The sequence below is a fragment of the Exiguobacterium sp. N4-1P genome, assembly GCF_002214325.1.
The window spans coordinates 2,673,603-2,696,203 of the sequence record NZ_CP022236.1 but is presented as its reverse complement, the minus strand read 5'-3'; the positions used below and the strand labels follow the sequence as shown (position 1 = coordinate 2,696,203).

Sequence of the window (22,601 nt, the reverse complement as noted above, 5' to 3'; positions counted from 1 at the left end):
TACTTGAAACCACATACCTTAATGGGTATATTGTAAAGCATAGAGAGTACGATTCGATTTAGGAGGAAAACAGACATGAAAACAATCATTGTTGGTGGAGTAGCAGGTGGAGCGACCGCTGCAGCACGATTACGCCGGTTGGATGAAACGGCGGAAATCATTTTGTTAGAACGTGGAAAAGAGATTTCGTTCGCGAACTGTGGATTACCGTACTATATCGGGGATGTCATCAAAGACCGGAACAAGCTACTCGTCCAAACACCTGAGGGGATGCATGCCCGGTTTAACTTGGATGTTCGGAATCTGTCGGAAGCGATTCAAATCAATCGTGAACAAAAAACGGTCACAATCCGTAAAGTCGATACAGGTGAAGAATATGAGGAGTCATATGACAACTTAATTCTTTCACCAGGAGCAAAACCGATGCGTCCATCAATTCCTGGTATCGAAGAAGCGACGAACATCTTTACGTTACGTAACATTCCGGATACGGACCGGATGCGTCAATATGTCGATGAGAACCGTCCCGCACGTGCCGTCGTCATCGGTGGGGGGTTCATTGGACTCGAAATGGCAGAAAACTTGGTCGAACGTGGTGCGAAAGTCACATTGGTTGAAATGATGGATCAAGTCATGGCACCGGTCGATCCGGAAATGGCAGCCATCGTCCATGAACATCTACGCGCAAAAGGGGTCGAGTTGATTTTATCGGATGGTGTCGCCCGCTTTGAAGAGGCAGGGAGACGTGTTGTCTTGACGAGCGGCAAGACGATTGAAACGGAAATGAACATCTTGTCGATTGGTGTCATGCCGGAAAGTAACCTTGCGGCGGAAGCAAAACTTGAGTTGGGAATCAAGAATACAATCAAAGTCGATGACACGTTACGGACATCTGATCCATCGATCTTTGCGATTGGTGACGCCATCGAAGTGAAAGATTACGTGACAGGAGAGGCGATGCACGTTCCACTCGCGTGGCCGGCGAATCGTCAAGGGCGTCTCGTTGCAGACATCATCGCCGGACGCGACCTCAAGTATACAGGTGCGCTCGGTACAGCCGTCGCAAAAGTATTCGATATGACGGTCGCTTCGACCGGAAATAACGAAAAACGGTTGAAACAGTCTGGTCGCCGCTACGAAGCAGTCCATCTCCATCCCGGTTCGCACGCCGGTTATTATCCGGGTGCCAGTCCAATCTCAATGAAACTCTTGTTTGATCCGATTGACGGAACGATTTACGGCGCGCAAGCGATTGGGATGACGGGTGTCGAAAAACGGATTGATGTCTTAGCGACGGCAATCAAAGGCGGCTTGACGGTCCTCGACTTGCCAGATCTTGAATTATCATACGCGCCACCGTATAGCTCAGCGAAAGATCCCGTCAACATGGCAGGATACATCGCTTCGAACATCGTGTTAGGGGACAGCGAAAACGTCCATTGGCATGAAATTGATCAAATCGTCGCAGCCGGCGGATTGTTACTTGATGTCCGTGAACCGTCTGAAAATGAACTCGGTTCGATTCCGGGCTCGGTCAATATCTCATTACCGACGCTTCGCACGTCACTCGACGAGCTACCGAAGGATCAGCCAATCTACGTGACATGCCAAGTCGGATTACGGGGATATGTCGCGAGTCAGCTCCTTAAACAAAACGGCTTCGACGTGAAGAACTTGAGCGGCGGATATAAAACATGGGCGACGGTCAATCGCGATCAAGAAGCGCGAAACCAAGCACGGGAGGAAACAGCAGTGACGACGATTAAAAGTGAGCCGAAACAAGCCGTGAAAGCAGAGCAAATCACGCTGCTCGATACATGTGGATTACAGTGCCCGGGACCAATCGTTGAATTAAAAACAAAGATTGATCAACTGCAGGACGGAGACCAAGTCTTCATTAAAGCATCGGATCCTGGTTTCTTACCGGACGTCCAGGCATGGGCAACAAAGCTCGGACATACCGTCCATACGGCAGAAATGAATCAGGGAATTGTCGAAGTTTTACTTGAAAAAGGGCAAGGACAAACGGAGCAACACGTGACAACGGCACCTGTCGCAAAAGCAGATGACGCGACGATGGTCGTCTTCAGTGGTGATCTTGATAAAGCACTTGCGTCATTCGTCATCGCACAAGGTGCACAAGCGATGGGCAAACAAGTCACGATGTTCTTCACGTTCTGGGGACTGAATGTCATTCGTAAGCCGGATGCACCAGCCGTCGACAAAGCACCGATGGAACGCATGATGGAGATGATGATGCCGAAACATGCCGGTGATCTTCCATTATCCAACATGAACATGGCAGGCGCCGGTCAAAAAATGATGAAAAAAGTCATGAAGGACAAACAAGTCGATGCGCTAGAGACGATGATGGCAAAAGCGCAAGCAGCAGGCGTCCGGATGATTGCGTGTACGATGTCGATGGACATCATGGGGATTAAAAAAGAAGAATTGTTAGATGATATCGATTATGGTGGGGTCGCAAGTTATCTTGGTGCGACAGACGATGCCAACTTAAATCTATTCATCTAAAGAATCGAAAAGAGCCCTTCCGCGAAAAGTGGAGGGGCTCTAAGTGTTTGTCTAAAGATGGAGGGGGTGACTAATTCAGATGAACATCCATCCTTGTGACGGACGTTTCTGCCATCCTCACTTTCCTTGGGCGGAAGGTAAGCCGCGGCAGCCCGCATTTCATGCGGTCATGCCGCGGCTTACCTCTTCCTGACGGAAACGCGAATCACGTTTCCTTTTCCCATAGGAGTTGAGGATAAACGTTTCCGTCCTCCGTTAATCGAAATGGCCGATGATTCCACTTCCACGGAATCATCGGCCATTTCGATGTAAATGCTTCTTTTTCACGATGGCTTAGTGTGTATTTGGGACACGCATGAAAAAGTCCTGATTCCGTTTAATTGGTAGCCGTCCCTCCTTTTGAGTGAGGCCGTTCTTTTTTTGTTCGTAAACGAAAAACCTCACATCTAATGTGAGGAAATGGATAGAAATGCCTCGTAATCAGAAGTTGACTGATACAACTGTATTTGATTTTTCAAAAAAACTTTCGTATTATAGAACACATGTGAAGAAATGTTACATAAGAGAGAAGTGGGGGAGCCTGTATGGAGAAACAACTGATGGATATCGTAACGAATATTAGTGATGTATTATGGTCGAGCGTCCTGATCATCTTACTTGTTGGCTTAGGCATTTATTTTACGATTCGCATGGGATTCGTCCAATTCCGGATGTTACCTGAAATGTTACGGTTACTGTTCCAGGGAACAGATAAAGGAAAGGATGGCGTCTCACCATTCCAAGCGTTCGCGATCAGTACGGCTGCACGTGTCGGGACCGGGAACATTGCCGGTGTTGCGACAGCCATCGCACTAGGTGGACCCGGTGCCGTCTTTTGGATGTGGCTGATTGCCTTGATCGGTTCAGCGTCAGCATTCGTCGAAAGTACACTTGCTCAAATTTATAAAGTCCGTGATGAGAAGGCATGGCGTGGGGGCCCTGCCTACTACATGGAAAAAGCGCTTGGCCAACGGTGGCTCGGAATCGTCTTCAGTATCTTGATTACAATCTCGTTCGGGTTTGTCTTTAACTCGGTTCAATCGAATACGATTTCATTGTCACTTCAAAGTCAGTATGGCATCGATAAGATGTGGATCACGATTGCACTCGTTTTATTAACATCACTCGTGATTTTCGGTGGAGTACGTAGTATTGCAACGGTCTCTGCATTTCTTGTTCCGATCATGGCGGGCGGATACATTTTAATCGCCCTCTTCATTATGATTACGAATCTTGAATTGTTGCCGAACGTCTTCGGCTTGATTTTCCAAGAGGGACTTTTAGAGTTCAAGACGCTTGCTGGCGGAGCAATTGGTGCTGCAGTTCTTAACGGAATTCGTCGTGGTCTGTTCTCGAATGAAGCCGGTATGGGTTCTGCTCCGAATGCTGCTGCGACGGCTGAAGTGTCACACCCCGTCAAGCAAGGTTTGATTCAATCATTCGGTGTATTTGTTGATACGTTACTCATTTGTTCGTCAACAGCGATGATCATCCTCGTTAGTGATGTCGCGACGAAAGACGCGAACGGAAAAGCAGTTGCCGGGATCGAACTCGCGCAAAACGCACTCTCGACTCAGGTCGGAGTGTTTGCGACGACGTTCATGGCACTTGCGATCTTCTTGTTCGCATTTAGTTCAATCATCGGAAACTATTATTACGGTGAATCGAACATCAGCTTCATTAATGACAATAAAACACTGATGATGGCTTACCGTGTCATCGTACTCGGGATGATTGTCTTCGGTTCAGTCGTACAGACGGCAGGTCTTGTCTGGGCGCTTGCTGATATTTTCATGGGCTTGATGGCAGTCGTCAACTTGTATGCGATTTTCCGCTTATCTAAAATCGCGAAACTCGCACTTGATGATTACCTCGAACAACGAAAATCCGGAAAAGATCCGCGCTTTTATGCGAATTCGATTCCGAACTTACCAGGTAAAGAATCTCTTGAGGCGTGGGAAACGGACGAATCAAAAGAAAAAGCGATTTAATCAAAAAGAACCGGCATTTTGCTGGTTCTTTTTGCATGTAGACAACGTGCTATCAGAAGGTGAGAGCGTTTTTTTTCGTTGCTTTTTAGTACGCAGATTCTAAAAAAATTACTAAAGCATCGAAAAAATGGGAATAGCTATTAAAGAAACGAAGAAAGGAGAGGGAGGATGGAAAACGTACATTACGTTCGTGTCGCGGATGCCGTTTGGGATTCGTTTGGTGACGACCCGCATATCATCATGGACTGGATTCTTTTTATCCATGAGACGCAGCCGGATTATGAACAGCTATTTGCTCTGGAAGACACGGCAGCCCTCTATCACTTGATGAATCAAATCGATATCTATATCGATCAAGAGACCCATTACAACTTAGGTCGAGCGATTGTCGGTGAAGAGTTGATTGTCAACGAAACACAAGCAGCAATTGTCGGGATTCTCCCTCTTCCGTTAATCATCATCTCAGCAGAAGTCATGCGAAATTTTGATCGTCGGTCACTAGAGACGATTTATGATGAAGCGGGGCAACATGGAGAATTCGACGACGTGTGGGAACAGTTTGCTGATTTACGCGCATACTTCAGCAAGGCTGAAACGACAGAAGAGACGATTCTTATTTATTACGCTTAAAAAAAAGACTGCTACGGGATAGGTCCCGTCAGCAGTCTTTCGTGTATCGGTCAGTGGATTAAAAGTCAATTTCGTCAGGGTCCGGTCCGAGGCGGACTTCTGTCGCGAGACGATCGATTTGTTCGAGGTCGTCTGCATCGAGTTGGAAATCAAACACATCGAAGTTTTCAGCAATCCGTTCTGGTGTGACTGATTTCGGAAGCGCAACGATTCCGTTATCGAGGTGCCAACGTAGAACGACTTGTGATGGGCTCTTACCATGTTTTTCAGCAATCTCTTTGAAATCATTGATTTCAAGGAACTTACCTTGCATGAGTGGGCTCCATGCTTCGACTTGAATGCTGTGATCTTGCAAGTATTCATGCAATTCATGCTGTGGAAGTTGTGGATGAAGCTCGACTTGGTTGATCATCGGCGTCATGAGTCCTTCTTCAGCAAGTGTATCGAGATGATGTTCTTTAAAGTTCGATACACCAATCGCCTTGATTTTACCTGCTTCGTAAAGTTCGACCATGGCTTTCCATGCTTCGACATAACCTTCGACCGGCCAGTGAATGAGATAAAGATCGAGATAATCGGTTTCTAGTCGCTCAAGTGACTCAGCGAAAGCCTCTTTCGTCCGTCCGGCACGAATGTCATCGTTCCAAACTTTAGACGTCAAGAAGAGTTCTTCACGTTTCACGCCGCTTTCTTTGATTCCTTTTGCGACACCACGTTCGTTTTTGTAGACGGCAGCCGTATCGATATGACGGTAACCGACGCGAAGTGCTTCTGCGACGGCAGCCGGTGCTTCCGTCTCTTCATCGACTTGCCAGACACCGAACCCGATCTGTGGAATCGTGATACCATTTGAAAGTTTTGCGTATTGCATGTATATACTCCTCCTTCAATGAAACTAGAATATGGATTTGCCTGTTCAGTTTAGCATGAACTTAGCGGAACATCTGTTTTGATGCTCATAAGCAGGGAATATAGAATGGGAAAGAGAAGAAAGTCTACTGATGCATAAACGAAGAGAGGTGTAATATCATGGTGAAATCGATTAAAAAAGTACCAAAAGGAGTCTGGACAAGCATCGCAGCACTATTAGGTGCTCAAGCCACGTTCCTCTTTCTTGGTGCCCGCAAGACAGGACGCAACCCATGGGTATGGGGGGGAGCAGGACTTGTTCAATTTCCGCTTCCGGCGATTGCCTATTTCATTTTGAATCGTCAAGAAAAACAGAAATAAAGTGAACCCCCCGTCGCAGACGAAGCGACGGGGGGTGTTTGTTTTACGACATGTTGTTTTTCTGTGCGGCATCACTCTTCCGGCGTGGGAAGCCGAAGAAGATTGCCAGTGATCCACAAACGAACAGTAAAAATGGATAGAACAAATAAGGAATCAGTTCGGGTGACGCCGTTTTCGTCAATTCAGCGGCAATCAAAAGTTGCGCTCCGTACGGGATGATTCCTTGAACACCACAGGAAAAGAGGTCGAGGATACTGGCTGACTTCTTCCGGTCGATGTCATACGTATCCGCGATTTCAGCAGCGAGCGGACCGGCGACAAGAATCGAAATCGTATTATTTGCTGTTGCGAGATTCGTTGCACTGACGAGGGCAGCCATACTGAACTCAGCTCCCCGGCGTTTCGAAATCTTTCGTGTCAGCGTTTCTTTGAGATAAGCAATTCCACCGTTATAGGTGATCAGGCTGACGAGTCCACCCATCAGCAACGTTAAGATTGAGATTTCTGCCATCCCCATCAATCCGTCAGACATCGCGAGGACAAATCCACTTACTCCGAAACTACCGTCGATCATTCCGATGATGCCTGTCAATAACGTCCCGCCGAGTAAGACGAGAATGACGTTGACACCAAAGAGTGCGAACACGATGACGGAAAGATACGGAATCAGCTTATAAAATTCAAATGCTTTCGCTTCGACGACATCTCCGGAACCTGACACGAAAGCGAGTAAGATGACAGTGATGACGGCAGCAGGCAAGACGATTAAAAAGTTCGTTCTGAATTTATCACGCATGTTCGTTTTTTGTGTCCGGACAGCGGCGATTGTCGTATCTGAGATAAACGATAAGTTATCACCGAACATTGCTCCACCGACGACGGCAGCAGCGGCGAGTGCGACATTGACACCCGTCGCGTCATGAATCCCGAGTGCGATCGGTGCAAGGGCAGCGATTGTGCCGGTCGAAGTTCCCATCGCCATCGAGATGAAAGCGGCAATGATGAACAATCCACTCATTAAAAGAGACTGGGGTAGGAAACTGAGTGCAGCGTTGACGGTCGCATCAATGGCTCCGATTGCATTCGCTGTTCCAGAAAATGTGCCAGCGAGTAAAAAGATGAAGACCATGATCATGATGTCCGGATTTCCGGCACCGCGGGCAATCCGCTCGACGGTCTGGTTGATGTCTCCCTTAGATGTCGCAGCAGCAAAAATCAAGGCGATTAAAGCTGCAATCAAGATGGGGAATTTGTAAAAGTCGTTATAGAAGATTCCTGCACCGATGAATAATACAAGGAAAACGAACAAGGGGAACAACGCCCATTTGTTCGGCGTAACCGTTTCGTTCATGTGAATCACTCCATTTCTTCAGCATACAAAAAAAGACCCCTTCGCAAGAAAGAAGGAGGTCTTTACTGAAAAAGACGCTCTTCTTATCTCTCAAGCCATAGCTTGCTGGATTTGGCACAGTACGAATCAATCGTCCGCTGCCGAAACATCATTGGGCCAGTCCCTCCGTTTCTCGCGATAAAAAGAAGTCATTTAGTTGTTTAGTCGTTGTTTAAAACACGTTTATTACCCTAACGTATCTTTTAATGCTTGTCAACTGTACCTTACTGCAGTGCTTGTTTGAGCGTCGTCACGTTTTCGTTCATCAAATCAAAGTACGATTGATCTTGTTGATCTTTTGCGACGGACTCGAGGTTATGAATCGTAATCGATTCGGCACCGATTTCTTTTTGGATGACACGGGCGACCTTTGGCGACACCGTCTCTTCGAAGGCGATATAGTTTAAGTCATGCATCTCTGCTTCCTTGACGATGGCAGCCAGCTGTTTTTGGGACGGTTCGTCAGACGGTGAAATACCGGCAATCGGCAGTTGCGTGAAACCGTAACGTTCCGCCAAGTACCCGTATGCGGCATGCGTGACGAGAAGCTCCTTTTTCGAACCGGAGTCAACAGCTTTTTGTAAATTTTGGTCGAGTTCATCTGCTTGTTTGTTAAAGAGTGCGAGGTTTTTATCAAACGTTTCCTTCCGGTCAGGTGCTTCCTTTGCTAACGCGGTCGTAATCGAGTCAGCCATTTTCTTGGCGTTGTTCGGGTCGAGCCAAACATGCGGATCGTATTGTCCATGATCGTGCGACTCTTCTTCAGCCTCGTGATCATCATGGTCATCGTGTGCGTCTTCTTCGTGCGTATGAAGCGAAGCGGAAGCTTCGAGTAAGTCGATATTTTTACTTGTCTCGACAAAACGAATGGAATTACCGGCTAAACTTTCCTTAATCTTTTCAGAGTACGGCTCAAGGGTTGTGCCGGTAAGTAAAAATAGATCGCCTTTCGCAATCGTCGTCAGTTGCTTCGGAGTCGGCTCATACGAATGCGGGTCGGCGCCAGGGGGAACGATTAATTCGACCTGGACGTCCTTTCCGCCGATTTCTTTGGCGATGGCTGCCGTGGCGAACGTCGACGTATAAATTTGCAATTTACCGTCTTCGTCTGAATTTGAAGTCGATGAGCCGCATGCGGCGAGCAGACTGGCAGTTACTGTCGCGATGGTTAACGCTGGAATGATTTTTTTCATATATGAACCCTCCAAGATAATTAAAACGTAATTGTTCCGATTTGGACTTTCTAACTATATCCGACGGAAATTAAAGCGTCAAGTCGGAATGTTGTGAAGTTCTAGTTCAAAATAAATCGGGTAAGAGAAGAGTAGAAGTGAAATCGGAATGAGCCTTGGAGGTGATGAGGTGAAACGTGAAACAGCATGGTTGATGGGTGGCGCCGCTATTTTGACGACGGCTGCTGCTGGTGCGAGTATTTGGAATAATTATGGAGCCTTACTCAGATGGACGGAGCCGGTCTTGCCGCTTACCGAAAAGCAATTAGCACCACGAAATCTTTTATACAAGACGGTCAATCAGCAGGACTTGACGTTAGATATCTATTATCCACCGGGAGAAGGGCCGTTTCCGGTCGCGATTTATGCTCATGGCGGCGCATTCGTTCGTGGAAACCGTGATGATGTGTTTAGTTTTGCTCCAATCATCGACCGGTTTTTAGAACTCGGGATTGCCGTTTGCAGCATCGACTATCGTTTATTTGAGGATGGCAGCTACTTTCCGGACAACCTGGAAGATGTTCGAGATGCCTTATGTTTTTTAAATCAACAAGCGGATGAATTACGCATCGCGCGCGGTCGCATGCTTTTATGGGGTGATTCAGCAGGTGGAGCCCTAATGTTGACGACGGCGCTTGCCCCGACTGAATTTATCGGCGAACAGGCGGAGGCGCATCTTCCTTTAATCAGTGGAGTCATCGCCTTGTATCCGCCGACGAATTTTCTGTTGTTTAAATTCATTCAAACCTGGATTGCCCATATCAAGTTTTATGGGGGTGGACGTGAAGAATGGCGACAGTTGATGATGCGTGTCTCCCCGGCGACACATTTAAGTTCCGACTCGCCGCCGATCATGTTGCTGCACGGAAAAAAGGATCCGATTGTCCCGTTTGCTCAAGCACTCCACTTTGTTGAGAAGGGGGCGGATGTCGGGGCGGATGTTCGATTATTCTCTTTCCCGAATGGCACACATTCGCTGGCGAGCTTTGCCCAAACTGAAAATCCACTCAAAATTGAACGTTTGCTCGAACGAATCGAAGCCTTCAGTTGTCAAGTGCTTGTCTTACCGAAACGAGAGGCGCTTCATTAGGAAACATGATACAATCAGTCATATTTCTTTAGAAGGAGACTGCAATATGACGGAAATTTGTTTAGTACGACACGGTCAAACGGACTGGAACTTAAACGAGCGGATTCAAGGACGTGAAGATATACCGCTTAACGAGACCGGTAGAAAACAGGCGGCTCTCAGTGCTGCCTACCTGGCAGAAGAACAGTGGGACGTCTTGATTTCAAGTCCGCTATCGCGAGCTGTCGAAACTGCTGAAATCATTGGTCAATCGATCGGTCTAAGCTTGACGGAAACGGATGAACGGCTTGTCGAGCGCGAATTTGGAACGGCTTCCGGTGAACCGGTCGCCGGAATTTACGAAGCAGTGCAGGCAAATGATGCAGAGCGCGTCCCGGGGCTTGAAACGGAAGCGGAAATTCAACAGCGTGTCTTCAGTGCGGTTGAAGAACTGACAGAAAAATATCGAGGAAAACGCCTCTTAGTCGTCTGCCATTCGCATACGATTAAAGCGGCACTCTCCTCGATTGATGAGACATTCAGTTACCGGACGCCGTTAAAAAATGCATGTGCGAATTACATTCGTTTTTCCGACCGTTATGAGATTGAGCGGATTAATGTAGCGGACCATATCACAATTTGAACATCATCCTTCGACGGTTGCCGGATGTTCTTGTAAGTACTGTTTAAACGTTTCTTTCGCGATGCTCGTGATATGAGCACCACGTTTAGAGCGTCGGTCTTTATATTCTTGAATCAGCTCTTCGCCAGTAAAGTTGTCTTCGACGACTTCACGCAAAATCGATTCGGATAAATCATTTTTCATCATGACCATCTTACCGGTAAAGAGATAAGAGACGCCTTCGCTCAATTGCGTACTTTCATAAGGCGTGACGATCATGGCGGCGGGGTCATTGTCCGGCCGTGAAATCGTGATTTCAATCAAAGCGCGCAGCTTTTTCTCGAACAGTTCTTTCAAAATCGGTTGATCGGTGTCGGTGACGACGATTTCAGCGACCCACTGGGCGGTTTGGTCGGTACTCACCGTCAGCCCATCTTTAATCTGAACGGGGATTGTCGTATCTCGCCCTGATTCATCCATGAGAATACGTAATGTACACAATTTAAAGGTTTTCAAAAAGAACTCCTCCTTTTGTTGTTCGTACGTGATTTTCTTCAGTATAACGTGAGTCTGTCGCCTGCGCGAAACTTTTCGTAACGTCTTCGAGTCGAACTATGTTTAAATGGAACTAGAAATCAGAAACAGGAGGACCGTTTATTATGCCGCAAGCACTTATAGGAATATTAGGAATCGTGGGGATTATCTTACTTGCCCATCACATCATCATGTATTGGCATGCTGAGCCAAAAGATCGCCCGACGCTTGCGTACCGCATAGCGCTCCTGATCGCCTGTTTGCTTCTTATCAGTGGAAGTGATCATTTAATTAGTATCTTTTACGCCGATTCTCTTGCTGAGTTCGGTCAACGGATTACCTATATCGTCTTCATCGGAGGTGCGCTTGGTTTTGCGTGGTACTTTCGTCAACAAATGGAACAAGCGACAGCCAAAATGACTGCTCACCCAAACGAAACAGCCCACTTCAGTTGAAGGGGCTGTTTTTAGCGTATAGAAAAATGAGAGGGAGATGAAAAGGTAGCCTTTCAAGACGTCCGTCAAGAAGCTTGATTCTTGAGGCTGCTTGATTTTGTTATTTTACACCACTTGCGAGGCGTGTTTTCCGAATCATGTCGAGTTTCAGTTTCCAGAGACGGTCGCTGAACGTGACGGCATAGATTTCAGGTAGACGTAGACGTTTGTACTCTTCCCACAGGCGTCCGATTTGCTGTTCGTGGAACTGACGACTTTCTTCAATCGTCGGAACGGTATACACGAGTTCACCGTCCTTAAAGATCGGTGCAAGTAACCGTTCAACCTTAAAGTTTTCAATCCGGTTCCGGAACGACGGGTCACGGACGTCAATCAAATCGACGAAGTCGAGTTGACTCGGATCTTCATCGAGTAACGTGATGTAGTCGCCTTTGAACTTGTTCGTTTCCGGGTCGACGATGCGGTACGCCTCCTTGATATGCGGTGTCGTCGTCTTCGCTTTTGAAGACGAAACTTTGATGACGGGTGCAAGTTCGCCGTCAATTTCGCGGGCGACGAGTTTATAGACCATGCCGAGCGCCGGTTGTTCGTACGCCGTGATGCCGCGTGTTCCGACGAGGAAGGTGTTTGCCTGTGCCCCTTGGATGCGAAGGTCTTGAATGACATATTCGTCTAAATCACCAGACAGGACAATTTCGACGTCGAGTAAGCCGGCTTCATCAAGCATCTTCCGGGCGCGTTTTGATAGGTAGGATAAGTCGCCGGAATCGATTCGAATCCCGCGTAACTTATGTCCGTCTGCTGCGAGTTCTTTTGCGACCGTGATCGCGTTCGGGAGTCCGCTTTTAAGCGTATCGTACGTATCGACGAGCAGTGTCGCCTGATCCGGATAATGCGATGCGAACGTCCGGAAAGCCGTCAACTCATCATCATGAAACTGGATATCTGCATGCTCCATCGTTCCACCACATGGGATACCAAAGTCGCGGCCGGCCGACGCGAGGCTTGTCACGTCGAACCCGGCTAAATAAGAGGCACGTGTTCCGAAGTAAGCAGCATCGATTCCTTGGGCGCGGCGTGAACCGGCTTCGAGGAATTTCGCGCCTGGTGCCGACTGCCGAATCCGTGCGTATTTTGTCGCAATCAACGATTCGTGATTGGCGATGTTCAAGATGGCCGTTTGCAGTAACTTCGCCTCAAAAATCCGTGCTTCAATCCGGACTAATGGTTCGTTCGGGAAGACGATTTCGCCTTCTTTGACACTCGAGAGGGAGCCATTGAATTTAAAGTTACGTAACTCATCCTTGAATTCATCCGGGAACCCGATCATCGTTTGAAGATACGTAATGTCTTCTTCTGTGAAGTGGAGTGTCTGGATATATTCGATGATATTTTCAAGACCGGCGAAGACGACATAACCACCTTCGAATGGATTGCTGCGGTAATAGACGTCAAAAACAGCACGTTCATTATGGCGCCCTTCCTTCCAGTAGATATACATCCATCTCGGAAGATAGAGGTCAGTATGAAGTGCAAGATTACGTTGTAACATGAAGACAGATCCCTTCTTATTCGCCGACGACTTCTGCGCCGATCGATTGTTTAAAGTGTGTGAGTGCCCAGTCGTGGCCGGCCGCATTGAAGCTGGCGACGGCGTCAGCATGGACGACGATTTTATAGCCGAGATTGTACGCGTCGACAGCAGTGTGCAAGATGCAGATGTCTGTACAAACGCCGACGAGGTGAACTTCTGTGATATGCCGTTCACGAAGACGTAAATCTAGGTCCGTCCCAGCAAAGGCGCTATAGCGCGTCTTGTCGATGACATGATCCGCAACACGTGCCATCTCTGCGACCTGTCCGAATAAGTCCCGTCCGTGTGTTCCCCGAATATTATGAGGCGGGAAGAGGACGGTTTCCGGATGGAATGTGTCGCCTTCTTCATGAAGGTCGTTTGCAATGACGACATAATCGTTCGTCGAAAATTCATCCATGAGCGATGCGATGCGTCCTTCGATGAGTTGACCCGGTTTACCGCAAGTCAGCTTACCTTCATCGGCGACGAAATCAAACGTATAATCAATAACGATAAGAGCGCGCATGAGCGATAGCCCCTTTCCTGAATGGGATATAGTGTTCTCTTTCACATTGTACTCTATCTCACTTCGAAGGCAAAAGGAAGAAATCGAACGAGTAGAGGTATAAGAAGTAAGGAAAGTAGGGTATAAGGTATAGGACGAAAACGATAGTAGAGGAGGAGAATGGAATGGAACGGTTGAATGAGTATGAGGTAGAAGAACGTTTAGAAGGTCTGAATGACTGGAGCGTCGTCGATGACGAAATCGTACGCATCTACACATTGGATTCTTTTCCGGCGGCACTTGATTTTGTTCAAGAGGTCGGTTCTTTAGCAGAACACTTGAATCATCACCCGCGGATCATGATTGATTATAAACAGGTGACGCTCGCCGTGACGACACATGATGCCGGCGGGTTGACTGGGAAAGACTTCGAACTCGCGGAGGCCTGTGATGCCATCTAAACTATTCATTACATTCGGTAGCGGTAACTTTGTCGACCAAATTCGCTCGCGTGATGCTCAAATTCGGGCAGCGGGTGGAAACGGAGAAGCATTACTCTGGATTGAAACGGACGGAAAGTCACCGTTTCAAAGCGGGAACAGCTATACACTCCTCGAAACGCGTGGTAATTTTGATGAGAAGGGGACGATTTTTTACTGGTCGATTCCGGCAGATCAAAATAGCGGCGATCTTTTCATCCATCAGGTCATGTCGGACCCGAAAGTACTCGGGGCAGAATATGGCAGTTTTCAAGCCTTACGGATTGCCCGCGTCGAACGGGCGACGGATCTCGTGTTATTGATTCAATTCAAGGACGAAGGAGATGCGTCACGTTACGCAAAATCAGTTGAACGCTTGACGGTTGATCAGTATGCTGAAGAGGCAGGGAAGTCGTTTGCGCCTTCTCCAATTATGAAACGTTATCAACTTGTACCACCATTACATTAAAATGACACAGGGGGAAGAACCAGATGAAAAAGAATTATTTTGTACTCGCAACAGTAGGTGGCGCACTAATCGGAGCAACACTCTCATTACTTCATAAAGATACGCGCCAAGCACAAATCGAAGCGACGAAGCGTGCGTTTGGCGGAGCCGGCACACAACTTTCGGCAGTCAAACAAGATCCAAAAGGACGTTTTGAAGAAATTCGTGCCCTCTACACAGATAATCAAGAAACCATTCATAATCTGATTGACGATGTGAAGGATCTTGCGGAATCTTTCCGGAAGTAAGAATAAGAAAAAAGCGCCGAGTCTGTTTTCCGTAGTACGGAATCAGACAAGGCGCTTTTTTGTAGATTAGATGAATCGCGCGAGTAGACCGAAAACGGCAAAGGCAACGATGACATAAAACACGATGCGTCCCGTTTGACCGGATCCTGTCGAGTGAACGACATGACCACCGAACGTCGCCCGTTGACCCGTATTAAACGGACGTGTGAACGGAACAGCGCTTTTTCCGAAGATGAATCCAGCTAGGAATCCGAGGAGGAAACCATACAAGTGACCGAAGACGGAAACGTTCGAGCCGATCAGTGTAAAGACGGCCGTGATGGCACTAAAGATGTAGACGAGTCGTGCATCTTCGACAGAAATGATCGTCCGACGAAAACGACCGAGATAAACGTAAAAGCCAAGCAAACCTAAGATGGCTCCAGATGCTCCCGCCTGTCCATAAAATAAGTTATCGCTCAACGTGATATACGTCAACACGTTAGCGAGCGTTCCGACAAGCAAGTAAAAGATGGCAAATTTCACATGCCCGATCATCCGCTCGAGCGCAGGAGCGAAAATAATCAACGCAAACGTATTAAAGGCAATGTGCCAAAAATCGTAGTGTAAAAATGTCGCCGTGACGACACGCCACCATTCGCCATTCGCGATGAATAAATTAATCGCTGAACCATAACTGAGTGGAGAGAAACCAAAGCCGAGTAACTGATTCAACTGCTCGATGACAAACAGAGCGACTTGGATTAAAATGAACAACGAAACGACCGGATAAGAACGTGTGAACGTTTGTAGATTTTCCGTTCGACTAAACATGACAACACCTCGCTTCACTTTCATTCTATATGAAGTGGACGAAGAATAGAACTGTGGAGGCGTAGGGAATGATTTATGGTATCGGTCTTGACTTGATTGAATTAGAACGCGTTCGTCTGACACTCGAACGTCAACCCCGGATGCTGACACGTATTTTGACGGATCGTGAACAAGCGCGGTATGAAACATTGGCGAACGGACGCCGACTTGAATATCTCGCGGGACGGTTCGCTGCAAAAGAAGCGTTTGTCAAAGCACTCGGCACGGGGATTGGGCGAGAAGTGTCTTGGCGCGATCTTGAAGTACTAAATGAAACATCAGGTCGCCCTATCATGACGGGGCCGTTTGACGGTATGATTCATGTATCGATTACGCATTCGGATCATTATGCGGCAGCACAAGTCTTATTAGAAAAGAGGGATGGCGATGTACCGACCGACGTGGATTGAAATTGATCGTGCTGCGATTGCACACAATGTACGCGAGATAAAGGCAAGAATCGGCGACCAATCGATGATGGCCGTCGTCAAAGCGGATGGCTACGGGCACGGTGCGATCACTGTGGCAGAAATTGCATTGGAAAACGGGGCTGACTTACTTGGCGTCGCTCTTCTTGAAGAAGCAATCGAGCTGCGCGAAGCAGGTATCCAAGCACCGATTCTCATGCTCGAGACGTTATTGCCGGAGCATGTCTCCGTCGCTTCGAATTATGATGTGGCGGTTCCTGTATTTTCAGCCGAGTGGTTACGGCAAGCAAAACAACATCTGACGGAAATCGATTCGCTTCGGATTCATATTAAGGTCGATAGTGGGATGGGACGGCTCGGTCTGCAAACGATGCAAGAACTGGATGAACTTTTAATGGAGCTCGATTCTGATTTGCTTGAGCTCGAAGGAATTTATACACATTTCGCGACAGCGGACGAACTGTCGAGCCGTCTGTTCGAACAGCAACGGACGACGTTTCTCGGCTTCGTCGAACGCGTACCGCACGTGCGATATATCCATGCTGCGAATTCTGCTGCTGCGATTCGACTCGCAGGTCAGGATGACCCGTTTAATATCGTCCGCATCGGGATTGCCCTTTACGGCGCGATGCCGTCTGACGAGATGATTCCATATTATGATTTCCTTCAGCCGGCATTTTCGTTGAAGAGTCAGCTGATGCAAGTCAAGTGCGTCGAACCCGGACAGACGATCAGTTATGGGGCGACGTACACGGCACCGACGGACGAATGGATCGGGACCGTCCCGATCGGCTACGCCGATGGGTGGTCGCGACGTTTTCAAGGGTACTCACTCATCGTAGATGGTCAATCGTGTGAAATCGTCGGTCGTGTCTGTATGGACCGGTTAATGATTCGTTTACCGCAGGAATACCCTGTCGGCACAGAAGTGACGTTAATTGGAACGGGCGCGCCGATTGATGAAGCAGCCCACTGGTTAGGGACGATTAACTATGAAGTTCTTTGTCAATTTTCAAAACGTGTGCCGCGAAAATAAATTTAAAAAACCATCAATATGATGGCAAAAAAATGTTATTTCTTTGAATTTTGATTGTATTTTCTGAATTCGACTGATATATTGAAGTAGAAAGTGAGTCGTTCGTTAAGGTTTCAGTGAATCTGGAGGTGCCATTATCTTGGTCCAACAACGGGAAAAGCAGTTTGTTGAGCGAAATGTAGCGAAGGAGACGATTGGGATGAAGTCGAACCATACGACCGAAGAACGCAAGCGTCAGCTACGTGAGGAATTGAAGCGTGGTTACGAAGAAATGGCAGCAATCAATTTATCAATCGTTGGTGAAATGTTCCAGATTGAAACGGAGGCGGAGTTCTCGCTCCTACGTCAAGTAAGCGGGGTGTAAGCTTTGATAGTCAAACGTGGCGACGTGTTTTATGCAAATTTGTCACCTGTGGTCGGATCGGAACAAGGAGGAGTACGTCCTGTCCTTGTCCTACAAAATGATATTGGTAACCGATTCAGCCCTACTGTTATCGTGGCTGCGATCACGGCACAGATCGACAAAGCCAAACTACCGACCCATGTGGAAGTATATCGAGAGCGACACGGATTAGAACGTGATTCGGTCATCCTACTTGAGCAGGTCCGTACGATCGATAAGCGCCGTCTGACGGATAAGGTGACACACCTGGATCCTGAGACGATGATGAAAGTGAATAGTGCCGTTGCAATCAGCTTAGGCTTGATTGATTTTTAGGCACCTACATAGAAGCACGAGAAGAGTCGATACATTTGTATGCGACTTTTTTTGACTAAATTTTTAAAAATAGGTTTAGAAGTGTTTTAATGCGGGAAATATACTTAAGTGACTTTTTTTAAGGAGCCACTTTATTTACAATCAACTGATGAAACAGAGAGAAATCATATAGCATATTTCCTTGAGGAGGAACTTGAAGATGGATTTAACAATTAGAACAGAGCAACTAGATGGTCAGACGCATCTCTATATCGTAGGAGAGATTGATACGTATACGGCACCAAAACTTCGTCAAGAACTCGTTCCCGCTGTAGAAGCAAATGATGTCGTCGTTCACTTGGATGAAATTCATTACATGGATTCGACAGGTCTCGGTGTATTCGTCGGAGCGCTTAAAGCATCGAAGAAAAACGGTACATCGTTTACGCTTGTTGGTGTTTCAGAACGTATTCGTCGTCTTTTTGAAATTACAGGTCTTTCAAGCATCATTACAATCGACAGTGGTGTACGAGGTGGTACGCAATGAAAAACGAACAACTTGAAATGACGCTACCTGCAAAACCTGAATACGTGGCCATCGCGCGTTTGACGGTTTCAGGTGTCGCAAACCGCATGGGCTATACGTATGATGATATCGAAGACATCAAAATTGCTGTTTCTGAAGCATGTGCGAATGCTGTTCAACATGCTTATGAAGACCAGCAAGACGGATCAATGGGCTTAACATGTAACGTTTACCCGGACGATCGTCTTGAAATCATCGTCAAAGACAACGGTGTGACATTTGATAAAGATAGCGTCAAACGCCAAAGTGAACCAATTACGGATTCGCACGATCTAGACTCACTGCATGAGGGGGGACTAGGGATCTTGATGATTGAGGCATTGATGGATCAAGTCACGATCGAAAAAGCAAACGGCGTCACTGTCCATATGACAAAATATATGAATAGAGATGAGGTGGGTCAAAGTGCCAGCAAAGTCTCAACAACGCCATCACAGTGATGACGAAGTCCTTCGACTGATTGATCTGTATCAACAAGATGACCAAGATGAAGAAGTCCATGCCGCGCTACTCGCCCGTTACTCGGATCTCGTCGAGGCGCTCGCCCGTAAATTCTCACGTGGCCGTCCGATTCATGATGATCTCGTTCAAGTCGGGATGATTGGATTGCTTGCCGCGCTTCGTCGTTTCGATAAAGAGTTTGGGCGAAGTTTCGAATCGTTCGCTGTCCCGACAATCATCGGCGAAATCAAGCGATTCATTCGCGATAAAACATGGAGCGTCCATGTTCCGCGTCGAATTAAAGAGCTAGGTCCTAAGATTAAGAAAGCTGTCGAAGAATTGACGACTGAACTACAACGTTCACCGCGAATCGACGAAATCGCTGCGCGTCTTGAAGTGTCAGAGGAGGAAGTGCTCGAAACACTCGAAATGGGTAAAAGTTATCAAGCGTTATCCGTTGATAGCTCGATTGAAGCAGATCAAGAGGGCAGCACGGTCACTTTACTTGATTTAGTCGGTAACCAGGAAAATGGTTATGACTCGGTCGACCAAAAGCTGATTCTTGAAAAAGCGTTTGCTGTACTGACAGACCGTGAGCGTTCGATTCTTGAATGTGCGTATTACCGCAACATGAGCCAAAAAGAAACGGGAGAACTTCTCGGTATTTCGCAAATGCACGTTTCGCGTTTACAACGCCGGGCGTTGCAGAAATTACGAGAAGCGATCAAAGTAGAACCGAATGAAGTATTCTCGAAAGACTGATGCCGTGGCGTCAGTCTTTTTTTCTGTCGATTCTTCGGTATAATGAGGGGGAGGTGAGGAAAAATGGAGAAGAGAATCGCAACAGAATTGAATTTACGACCCCAGCAAGTGAAAGCCGTCTTACAGTTGACGGAAGATGGAGGCACAATTCCATTCATCGCACGTTATCGTAAAGAGCAAACTGGTGAGCTCGACGAAGTCGAAATCAAGGCGATCCTCGATCGACATAAAAGCATCACGCAACTCGAAACTAAACGTGACGATGTCCTTCGGAAAATCGAAGAGCAGGGTGTGATGACCGAGGCATTGAATCAAGCGTTGCGTGAAGCGACGACGTTACAACAGATTGAAGACCTATACTTACCGTTCCGTCCGAAACGACGGACGAAAGCGGAAATTGCACGAGAGGCAGGGCTCGCGCCACTCGCAGAGTGGCTCCGTTCGCCTAAACCCTATGAAGAAGCGGGCTTCAAAAAATTGTTCGCAGGGCTTGAAGAAGCAGAGGCAGTCGCTGGTGCAGAAGCAATCATCGCGGAAGAGTGGGGCGAACAAGCAACTGTCCGCGATTACATTCGTCAAGTGACACACCGTGCGGCAGAAATCGTGACGAAACAAAAAAAGGATGCCGTCGATGAGAAAAAGGTCTTTGCCCAGTACTATGAGTACAACGAGCGGGTCCGCCAAATCGTACCGCACCGGATTTTAGCAATCAACCGAGCAGAAGCCTTGAAAATCGTGTCCGTGAAAGTCGTGTTAGACGAGCAGCAAGTATTGCCATACTTACTTCGTCCTTTTAATCGGTTGCCCGAACAAAAGCGCCTGCTTGTTGAAGAAGCAGTCAAAACAGGATATAAAAAATCTGTTTTCCCGGCAATTGAGCGTGAAATCCGAAATGAATTGACGGAGAAGGCGGAGAACCAAGCGATTGAAGTCTTTGGTAAAAACTTGCGCCAACTCTATATGCAACCACCGATGAAAGGGAAAGTCATGTTAGGACTCGACCCGGCTTACCGGACAGGGTGTAAGTGGGCAGTCATTGATCCGACGGGTGAATTAAAAGAAGTCGGCGTTATTTACGTCACGATGTCTGAGCAAAAAGCGAAGGAAGCCCGTACTAAATTATCAGAACTGGTGAAGAAATATGGTGTCGAGCTGATAGCGATTGGCAACGGGACGGCATCCCGTGAAACCGAGTCCTTTGTAGCGGACTGGATTAAAGGGCATACGGAAGTCGCTTTTACGATCGTCGACGAAGCGGGCGCAAGTATTTACTCGGCTTCAGAAATCGCACGGACGGAGTTCCCGGACCTCCAAGTCGAGCAACGTTCAGCGATCTCGATTGCCCGTCGTCTTCAAGATCCGTTAGCTGAACTTGTTAAAGTCGATCCTCAATCAGTCGGGGTCGGTCAGTACCAGCATGACGTGACACAAGTGAAATTAAAGGAGACACTCGACTTTGTCGTTGAGACCGTCGTTAACCAAGTCGGTGTCGATGTGAATACGGCGTCTGAGTCCCTGCTCGGGTATGTAGCGGGAATCACGAAGGCGACAGCGAAAAAAATCGTCGAACGCCGTTCCGAACTCGGGGCATTTGCTTCACGAAAAGAACTGTTAAAAGTGCCGCGTCTCGGAGCGAAAGCATACGAGCAGGCAGCCGGTTTCCTTCGTATTCCTGAAGGGACGCATCCGCTGGACCGGACACCGATTCACCCGGAACAGTATAAAACTGTCGAACAACTGTTTAAGCAGCTTCAGTTAGCGCTGACGACCGTCGGGACGGAAGAACTCCGCACGAAGTTAGCGGAACTTCCAGTGAAGGATACGGCAGAACAACTCGAGATTGGTGAACCGACGCTCCGGGATATCATTGAAGCCTTGCAGCGTCCGGAGCGTGATCCGCGGGAGGCACTGGATAAACCGATTTTACGACAAGATGTGTTATCACTGGACATGATTCAAGTCGGAATGGAGTTCCAAGGGACCGTCCGGAACGTGCTCGACTTTGGAGCATTCGTCGACATCGGTGTAAAGGAAAGTGGACTCGTCCACATCTCGAAGTTAAGTAACCGACGCGTCAAACACCCGCTCGACGTAATCGCCGTCGGAGAAATCGTGACGGTCTGGGTGACGAGTGTCGAACCGGAACGTGGCAGAATCGGTTTAACGATGGTCAGTCCATCATGACGAACGAACAATTACAGCAATACGTCGAGCAGCTTTCGCTCGACGTGTTTGCTTTACCGTTTAGACACAAGGCCGTTTTTAATGAAAGACTACGCACGACAGGTGGCCGTTATTTTTTGACGGATCATCATCTTGACTTTAATCGACGCTATGTAACGGACGCCAAAACCTTTCGTGGCATCGTAGTTCATGAACTTTGTCACTATCATCTTCACCTCGCAGGACGGGGACATCGTCATCAAGACCAAGACTTTAAAGACTGGTTGATGAAGTATGGTGGCTTACGGTACAGTCCGCGATTAGACGGAGACGAAAAAAAATCGCATCAATACGAATGTCATAAATGCGGTACATTATATAGAAGGAAAAGAAAGATGAATCCGGAGAAGTACCGCTGTGGGAAGTGTCGTGGAAAGATTTTTTACAAAAGTAGTTGACGTTCATTTCGGAGCGTGATAAATTATAGAAGTCGTCAAAACGACAGCAACTAAACAACTTATCGTCACTAAAAACTTTTTTAAAAAAGCATTGACGGCAAGAAAGAAAGTTGCTACTATATAAAAGTGCTCCGAAAC

Annotated in this window: 26 protein-coding genes and 1 riboswitch; of the genes, 19 read left to right on the top strand and 7 right to left on the bottom strand. The window is 47.5% G+C overall.

The genetic code is table 11. The features are described from left to right. The first annotated feature begins 75 nt into the window (after nt 1-75). The 3 genes from A0126_RS13820 to A0126_RS13810 all read left to right on the top strand — a co-directional run bounded on the left by A0126_RS13820 (nt 76) and on the right by A0126_RS13810 (nt 5,192). Nucleotides 76-2,532, top strand: coding sequence for a CoA-disulfide reductase (locus A0126_RS13820; RefSeq protein ID WP_088838086.1), 2,457 nt, complete (start codon nt 76-78; stop codon nt 2,530-2,532). Between the two features lie 584 nt (nt 2,533-3,116). Beyond that, on the top strand, nt 3,117-4,562 hold the full coding sequence (locus A0126_RS13815) for an alanine/glycine:cation symporter family protein (RefSeq protein ID WP_088838085.1): 1,446 nt from the start codon (nt 3,117-3,119) through the stop codon (nt 4,560-4,562). 168 nt (nt 4,563-4,730) lie between these two features. Then, nucleotides 4,731-5,192, top strand: a complete 462-nt coding sequence (locus A0126_RS13810) for a hypothetical protein (RefSeq protein ID WP_088838083.1) — start codon at nt 4,731-4,733, stop codon at nt 5,190-5,192. A 58-nt stretch (nt 5,193-5,250) separates the two neighbouring features. On the opposite strand, the gene A0126_RS13805 is transcribed toward A0126_RS13810, so the two are convergent. Further along, entirely contained in the window at nt 5,251-6,063 is an 813-nt protein-coding gene (locus A0126_RS13805; protein WP_088838082.1) for an aldo/keto reductase, read from the bottom strand. 158 nt (nt 6,064-6,221) lie between these two features. On the opposite strand from A0126_RS13805, the gene A0126_RS13800 reads away from it, so the two are divergent. Then, a complete protein-coding gene (locus tag A0126_RS13800; RefSeq protein ID WP_088838080.1) occupies nt 6,222-6,422 on the top strand; it encodes a hypothetical protein in 201 nt (66 codons plus the stop codon). A gap of 43 nt (nt 6,423-6,465) precedes the next feature. On the opposite strand, the gene A0126_RS13795 is transcribed toward A0126_RS13800, so the two are convergent. Together A0126_RS13795 and A0126_RS13790 are read right to left on the bottom strand one after the other, a co-directional pair. Continuing rightward, nucleotides 6,466-7,773 carry a Na+/H+ antiporter NhaC family protein gene (locus tag A0126_RS13795; RefSeq protein WP_088838078.1) on the bottom strand — a complete coding sequence of 436 codons (1,308 nt, stop codon included), beginning with the start codon at nt 7,771-7,773 and terminating at the stop codon, nt 6,466-6,468. A gap of 80 nt (nt 7,774-7,853) precedes the next feature. Further along, nucleotides 7,854-7,957, bottom strand: a riboswitch (SAM riboswitch). A gap of 79 nt (nt 7,958-8,036) precedes the next feature. Then, nucleotides 8,037-9,005, bottom strand: a complete 969-nt coding sequence (locus A0126_RS13790) for a metal ABC transporter solute-binding protein, Zn/Mn family (protein ID WP_088838076.1) — start codon at nt 9,003-9,005, stop codon at nt 8,037-8,039. Between the two features lie 169 nt (nt 9,006-9,174). On the opposite strand from A0126_RS13790, the gene A0126_RS13785 reads away from it, so the two are divergent. Both A0126_RS13785 and A0126_RS13780 read left to right on the top strand, forming a co-directional pair. Next, nucleotides 9,175-10,134, top strand: a complete 960-nt coding sequence (locus A0126_RS13785) for an alpha/beta hydrolase (protein WP_088838074.1) — start codon at nt 9,175-9,177, stop codon at nt 10,132-10,134. A 46-nt stretch (nt 10,135-10,180) separates the two neighbouring features. Beyond that, nucleotides 10,181-10,756, top strand: coding sequence for a histidine phosphatase family protein (locus A0126_RS13780; protein WP_088838073.1), 576 nt, complete (start codon nt 10,181-10,183; stop codon nt 10,754-10,756). Nucleotides 10,757-10,759: 3 nt separating this feature from the next. Here A0126_RS13780 and A0126_RS13775 read toward each other — a convergent pair whose 3' ends face one another. Continuing rightward, complete coding sequence (locus A0126_RS13775) at nt 10,760-11,251, bottom strand: YwpF family protein (protein WP_088838072.1); 492 nt, start codon at nt 11,249-11,251, stop codon at nt 10,760-10,762. A gap of 143 nt (nt 11,252-11,394) precedes the next feature. On the opposite strand from A0126_RS13775, the gene A0126_RS13770 reads away from it, so the two are divergent. Then, nucleotides 11,395-11,724, top strand: a complete 330-nt coding sequence (locus tag A0126_RS13770; protein ID WP_088838070.1) for a hypothetical protein — start codon at nt 11,395-11,397, stop codon at nt 11,722-11,724. A 100-nt stretch (nt 11,725-11,824) separates the two neighbouring features. Here A0126_RS13770 and A0126_RS13765 read toward each other — a convergent pair whose 3' ends face one another. Both A0126_RS13765 and A0126_RS13760 read right to left on the bottom strand, forming a co-directional pair. After that, entirely contained in the window at nt 11,825-13,276 is a 1,452-nt protein-coding gene (locus A0126_RS13765; RefSeq protein ID WP_088838068.1) for a nicotinate phosphoribosyltransferase, read from the bottom strand. A 16-nt stretch (nt 13,277-13,292) separates the two neighbouring features. Further along, nucleotides 13,293-13,826 (bottom strand): cysteine hydrolase family protein, encoded by a 534-nt coding sequence (locus A0126_RS13760; RefSeq protein ID WP_029331926.1) that lies wholly within the window; start codon nt 13,824-13,826, stop codon nt 13,293-13,295. Nucleotides 13,827-13,990: 164 nt separating this feature from the next. Here A0126_RS13760 and A0126_RS13755 point away from each other — a divergent pair, with 164 nt between their 5' ends. The 3 genes from A0126_RS13755 to A0126_RS13745 are packed head-to-tail and all read left to right on the top strand — an operon-like array spanning nt 13,991 to nt 15,040. Continuing rightward, the gene (locus A0126_RS13755; RefSeq protein ID WP_029331924.1) at nt 13,991-14,266 is read left to right on the top strand and encodes a 4a-hydroxytetrahydrobiopterin dehydratase; all 276 of its coding nucleotides are present in this window, start codon (nt 13,991-13,993) and stop codon (nt 14,264-14,266) included. Next, on the top strand, nt 14,256-14,753 hold the full coding sequence (locus tag A0126_RS13750) for a hypothetical protein (RefSeq protein ID WP_088838066.1): 498 nt from the start codon (nt 14,256-14,258) through the stop codon (nt 14,751-14,753). Before A0126_RS13755 ends, A0126_RS13750 begins: the two co-directional genes overlap by 11 nt. 23 nt (nt 14,754-14,776) lie before the next feature. Next, a complete protein-coding gene (locus A0126_RS13745) occupies nt 14,777-15,040 on the top strand; it encodes a hypothetical protein (RefSeq protein WP_088838065.1) in 264 nt (87 codons plus the stop codon). Between the two features lie 66 nt (nt 15,041-15,106). Here the strand turns inward: A0126_RS13745 and A0126_RS13740 are convergent, their stop codons facing one another. After that, nucleotides 15,107-15,853, bottom strand: a complete 747-nt coding sequence (locus A0126_RS13740) for a rhomboid family intramembrane serine protease (RefSeq protein ID WP_088838063.1) — start codon at nt 15,851-15,853, stop codon at nt 15,107-15,109. 68 nt (nt 15,854-15,921) lie between these two features. Between A0126_RS13740 and acpS the strand changes: the two genes are divergently transcribed. From acpS to A0126_RS13695, 9 genes are all read left to right on the top strand, one after another. Continuing rightward, on the top strand, nt 15,922-16,302 hold the full coding sequence (gene acpS, locus A0126_RS13735) for a holo-ACP synthase (protein WP_088838061.1): 381 nt from the start codon (nt 15,922-15,924) through the stop codon (nt 16,300-16,302). Beyond that, on the top strand, nt 16,280-17,356 hold the full coding sequence (alr, locus tag A0126_RS13730) for an alanine racemase (protein WP_088838060.1): 1,077 nt from the start codon (nt 16,280-16,282) through the stop codon (nt 17,354-17,356). Before acpS ends, alr begins: the two co-directional genes overlap by 23 nt. A gap of 139 nt (nt 17,357-17,495) precedes the next feature. Beyond that, nucleotides 17,496-17,720: a hypothetical protein gene (locus A0126_RS13725; protein ID WP_012371670.1), complete on the top strand. Its 225-nt coding sequence runs from the start codon at nt 17,496-17,498 to the stop codon at nt 17,718-17,720. A 3-nt stretch (nt 17,721-17,723) separates the two neighbouring features. Then, nucleotides 17,724-18,074 carry a type II toxin-antitoxin system PemK/MazF family toxin gene (locus tag A0126_RS13720; protein WP_029331914.1) on the top strand — a complete coding sequence of 117 codons (351 nt, stop codon included), beginning with the start codon at nt 17,724-17,726 and terminating at the stop codon, nt 18,072-18,074. 199 nt (nt 18,075-18,273) lie between these two features. Then, nucleotides 18,274-18,600, top strand: coding sequence for an STAS domain-containing protein (locus tag A0126_RS13715; protein ID WP_088838058.1), 327 nt, complete (start codon nt 18,274-18,276; stop codon nt 18,598-18,600). Beyond that, nucleotides 18,597-19,079, top strand: coding sequence for an anti-sigma B factor RsbW (gene rsbW, locus A0126_RS13710; RefSeq protein WP_029331912.1), 483 nt, complete (start codon nt 18,597-18,599; stop codon nt 19,077-19,079). Before A0126_RS13715 ends, rsbW begins: the two co-directional genes overlap by 4 nt. Then, nucleotides 19,045-19,842, top strand: a complete 798-nt coding sequence (sigB, locus tag A0126_RS13705; RefSeq protein ID WP_012371666.1) for an RNA polymerase sigma factor SigB — start codon at nt 19,045-19,047, stop codon at nt 19,840-19,842. Before rsbW ends, sigB begins: the two co-directional genes overlap by 35 nt. A 63-nt stretch (nt 19,843-19,905) precedes the next feature. Then, entirely contained in the window at nt 19,906-22,026 is a 2,121-nt protein-coding gene (locus A0126_RS13700) for a Tex family protein (RefSeq protein WP_088838057.1), read from the top strand. After that, nucleotides 22,023-22,463, top strand: a complete 441-nt coding sequence (locus A0126_RS13695; RefSeq protein ID WP_088838056.1) for a SprT family protein — start codon at nt 22,023-22,025, stop codon at nt 22,461-22,463. The genes A0126_RS13700 and A0126_RS13695 overlap by 4 nt, the downstream gene beginning before the upstream one ends. Nucleotides 22,464-22,601: the final 138 nt, after the last annotated feature.

Coding starts and splice junctions, on each gene's coding strand:
- A0126_RS13745 (WP_088838065.1), top strand. CDS start 14,777: ATGAAAAAGAATTATTTTGTACTCGCAACAGTAGGTGGCGCACTAATC.
- A0126_RS13715 (WP_088838058.1), top strand. CDS start 18,274: ATGGATTTAACAATTAGAACAGAGCAACTAGATGGTCAGACGCATCTC.
- rsbW (WP_029331912.1), top strand. CDS start 18,597: ATGAAAAACGAACAACTTGAAATGACGCTACCTGCAAAACCTGAATAC.
- A0126_RS13805 (WP_088838082.1), bottom strand. CDS start 6,063: ATGCAATACGCAAAACTTTCAAATGGTATCACGATTCCACAGATCGGG.
- A0126_RS13770 (WP_088838070.1), top strand. CDS start 11,395: ATGCCGCAAGCACTTATAGGAATATTAGGAATCGTGGGGATTATCTTA.
- A0126_RS13765 (WP_088838068.1), bottom strand. CDS start 13,276: ATGTTACAACGTAATCTTGCACTTCATACTGACCTCTATCTTCCGAGA.
- A0126_RS13810 (WP_088838083.1), top strand. CDS start 4,731: ATGGAAAACGTACATTACGTTCGTGTCGCGGATGCCGTTTGGGATTCG.
- alr (WP_088838060.1), top strand. CDS start 16,280: ATGTACCGACCGACGTGGATTGAAATTGATCGTGCTGCGATTGCACAC.
- A0126_RS13700 (WP_088838057.1), top strand. CDS start 19,906: ATGGAGAAGAGAATCGCAACAGAATTGAATTTACGACCCCAGCAAGTG.
- A0126_RS13820 (WP_088838086.1), top strand. CDS start 76: ATGAAAACAATCATTGTTGGTGGAGTAGCAGGTGGAGCGACCGCTGCA.
- A0126_RS13760 (WP_029331926.1), bottom strand. CDS start 13,826: ATGCGCGCTCTTATCGTTATTGATTATACGTTTGATTTCGTCGCCGAT.
- A0126_RS13755 (WP_029331924.1), top strand. CDS start 13,991: ATGGAACGGTTGAATGAGTATGAGGTAGAAGAACGTTTAGAAGGTCTG.
- A0126_RS13790 (WP_088838076.1), bottom strand. CDS start 9,005: ATGAAAAAAATCATTCCAGCGTTAACCATCGCGACAGTAACTGCCAGT.
- A0126_RS13780 (WP_088838073.1), top strand. CDS start 10,181: ATGACGGAAATTTGTTTAGTACGACACGGTCAAACGGACTGGAACTTA.
- A0126_RS13815 (WP_088838085.1), top strand. CDS start 3,117: ATGGAGAAACAACTGATGGATATCGTAACGAATATTAGTGATGTATTA.
- acpS (WP_088838061.1), top strand. CDS start 15,922: ATGATTTATGGTATCGGTCTTGACTTGATTGAATTAGAACGCGTTCGT.
- A0126_RS13800 (WP_088838080.1), top strand. CDS start 6,222: ATGGTGAAATCGATTAAAAAAGTACCAAAAGGAGTCTGGACAAGCATC.
- A0126_RS13795 (WP_088838078.1), bottom strand. CDS start 7,773: ATGAACGAAACGGTTACGCCGAACAAATGGGCGTTGTTCCCCTTGTTC.
- A0126_RS13750 (WP_088838066.1), top strand. CDS start 14,256: ATGCCATCTAAACTATTCATTACATTCGGTAGCGGTAACTTTGTCGAC.
- A0126_RS13740 (WP_088838063.1), bottom strand. CDS start 15,853: ATGTTTAGTCGAACGGAAAATCTACAAACGTTCACACGTTCTTATCCG.
- A0126_RS13695 (WP_088838056.1), top strand. CDS start 22,023: ATGACGAACGAACAATTACAGCAATACGTCGAGCAGCTTTCGCTCGAC.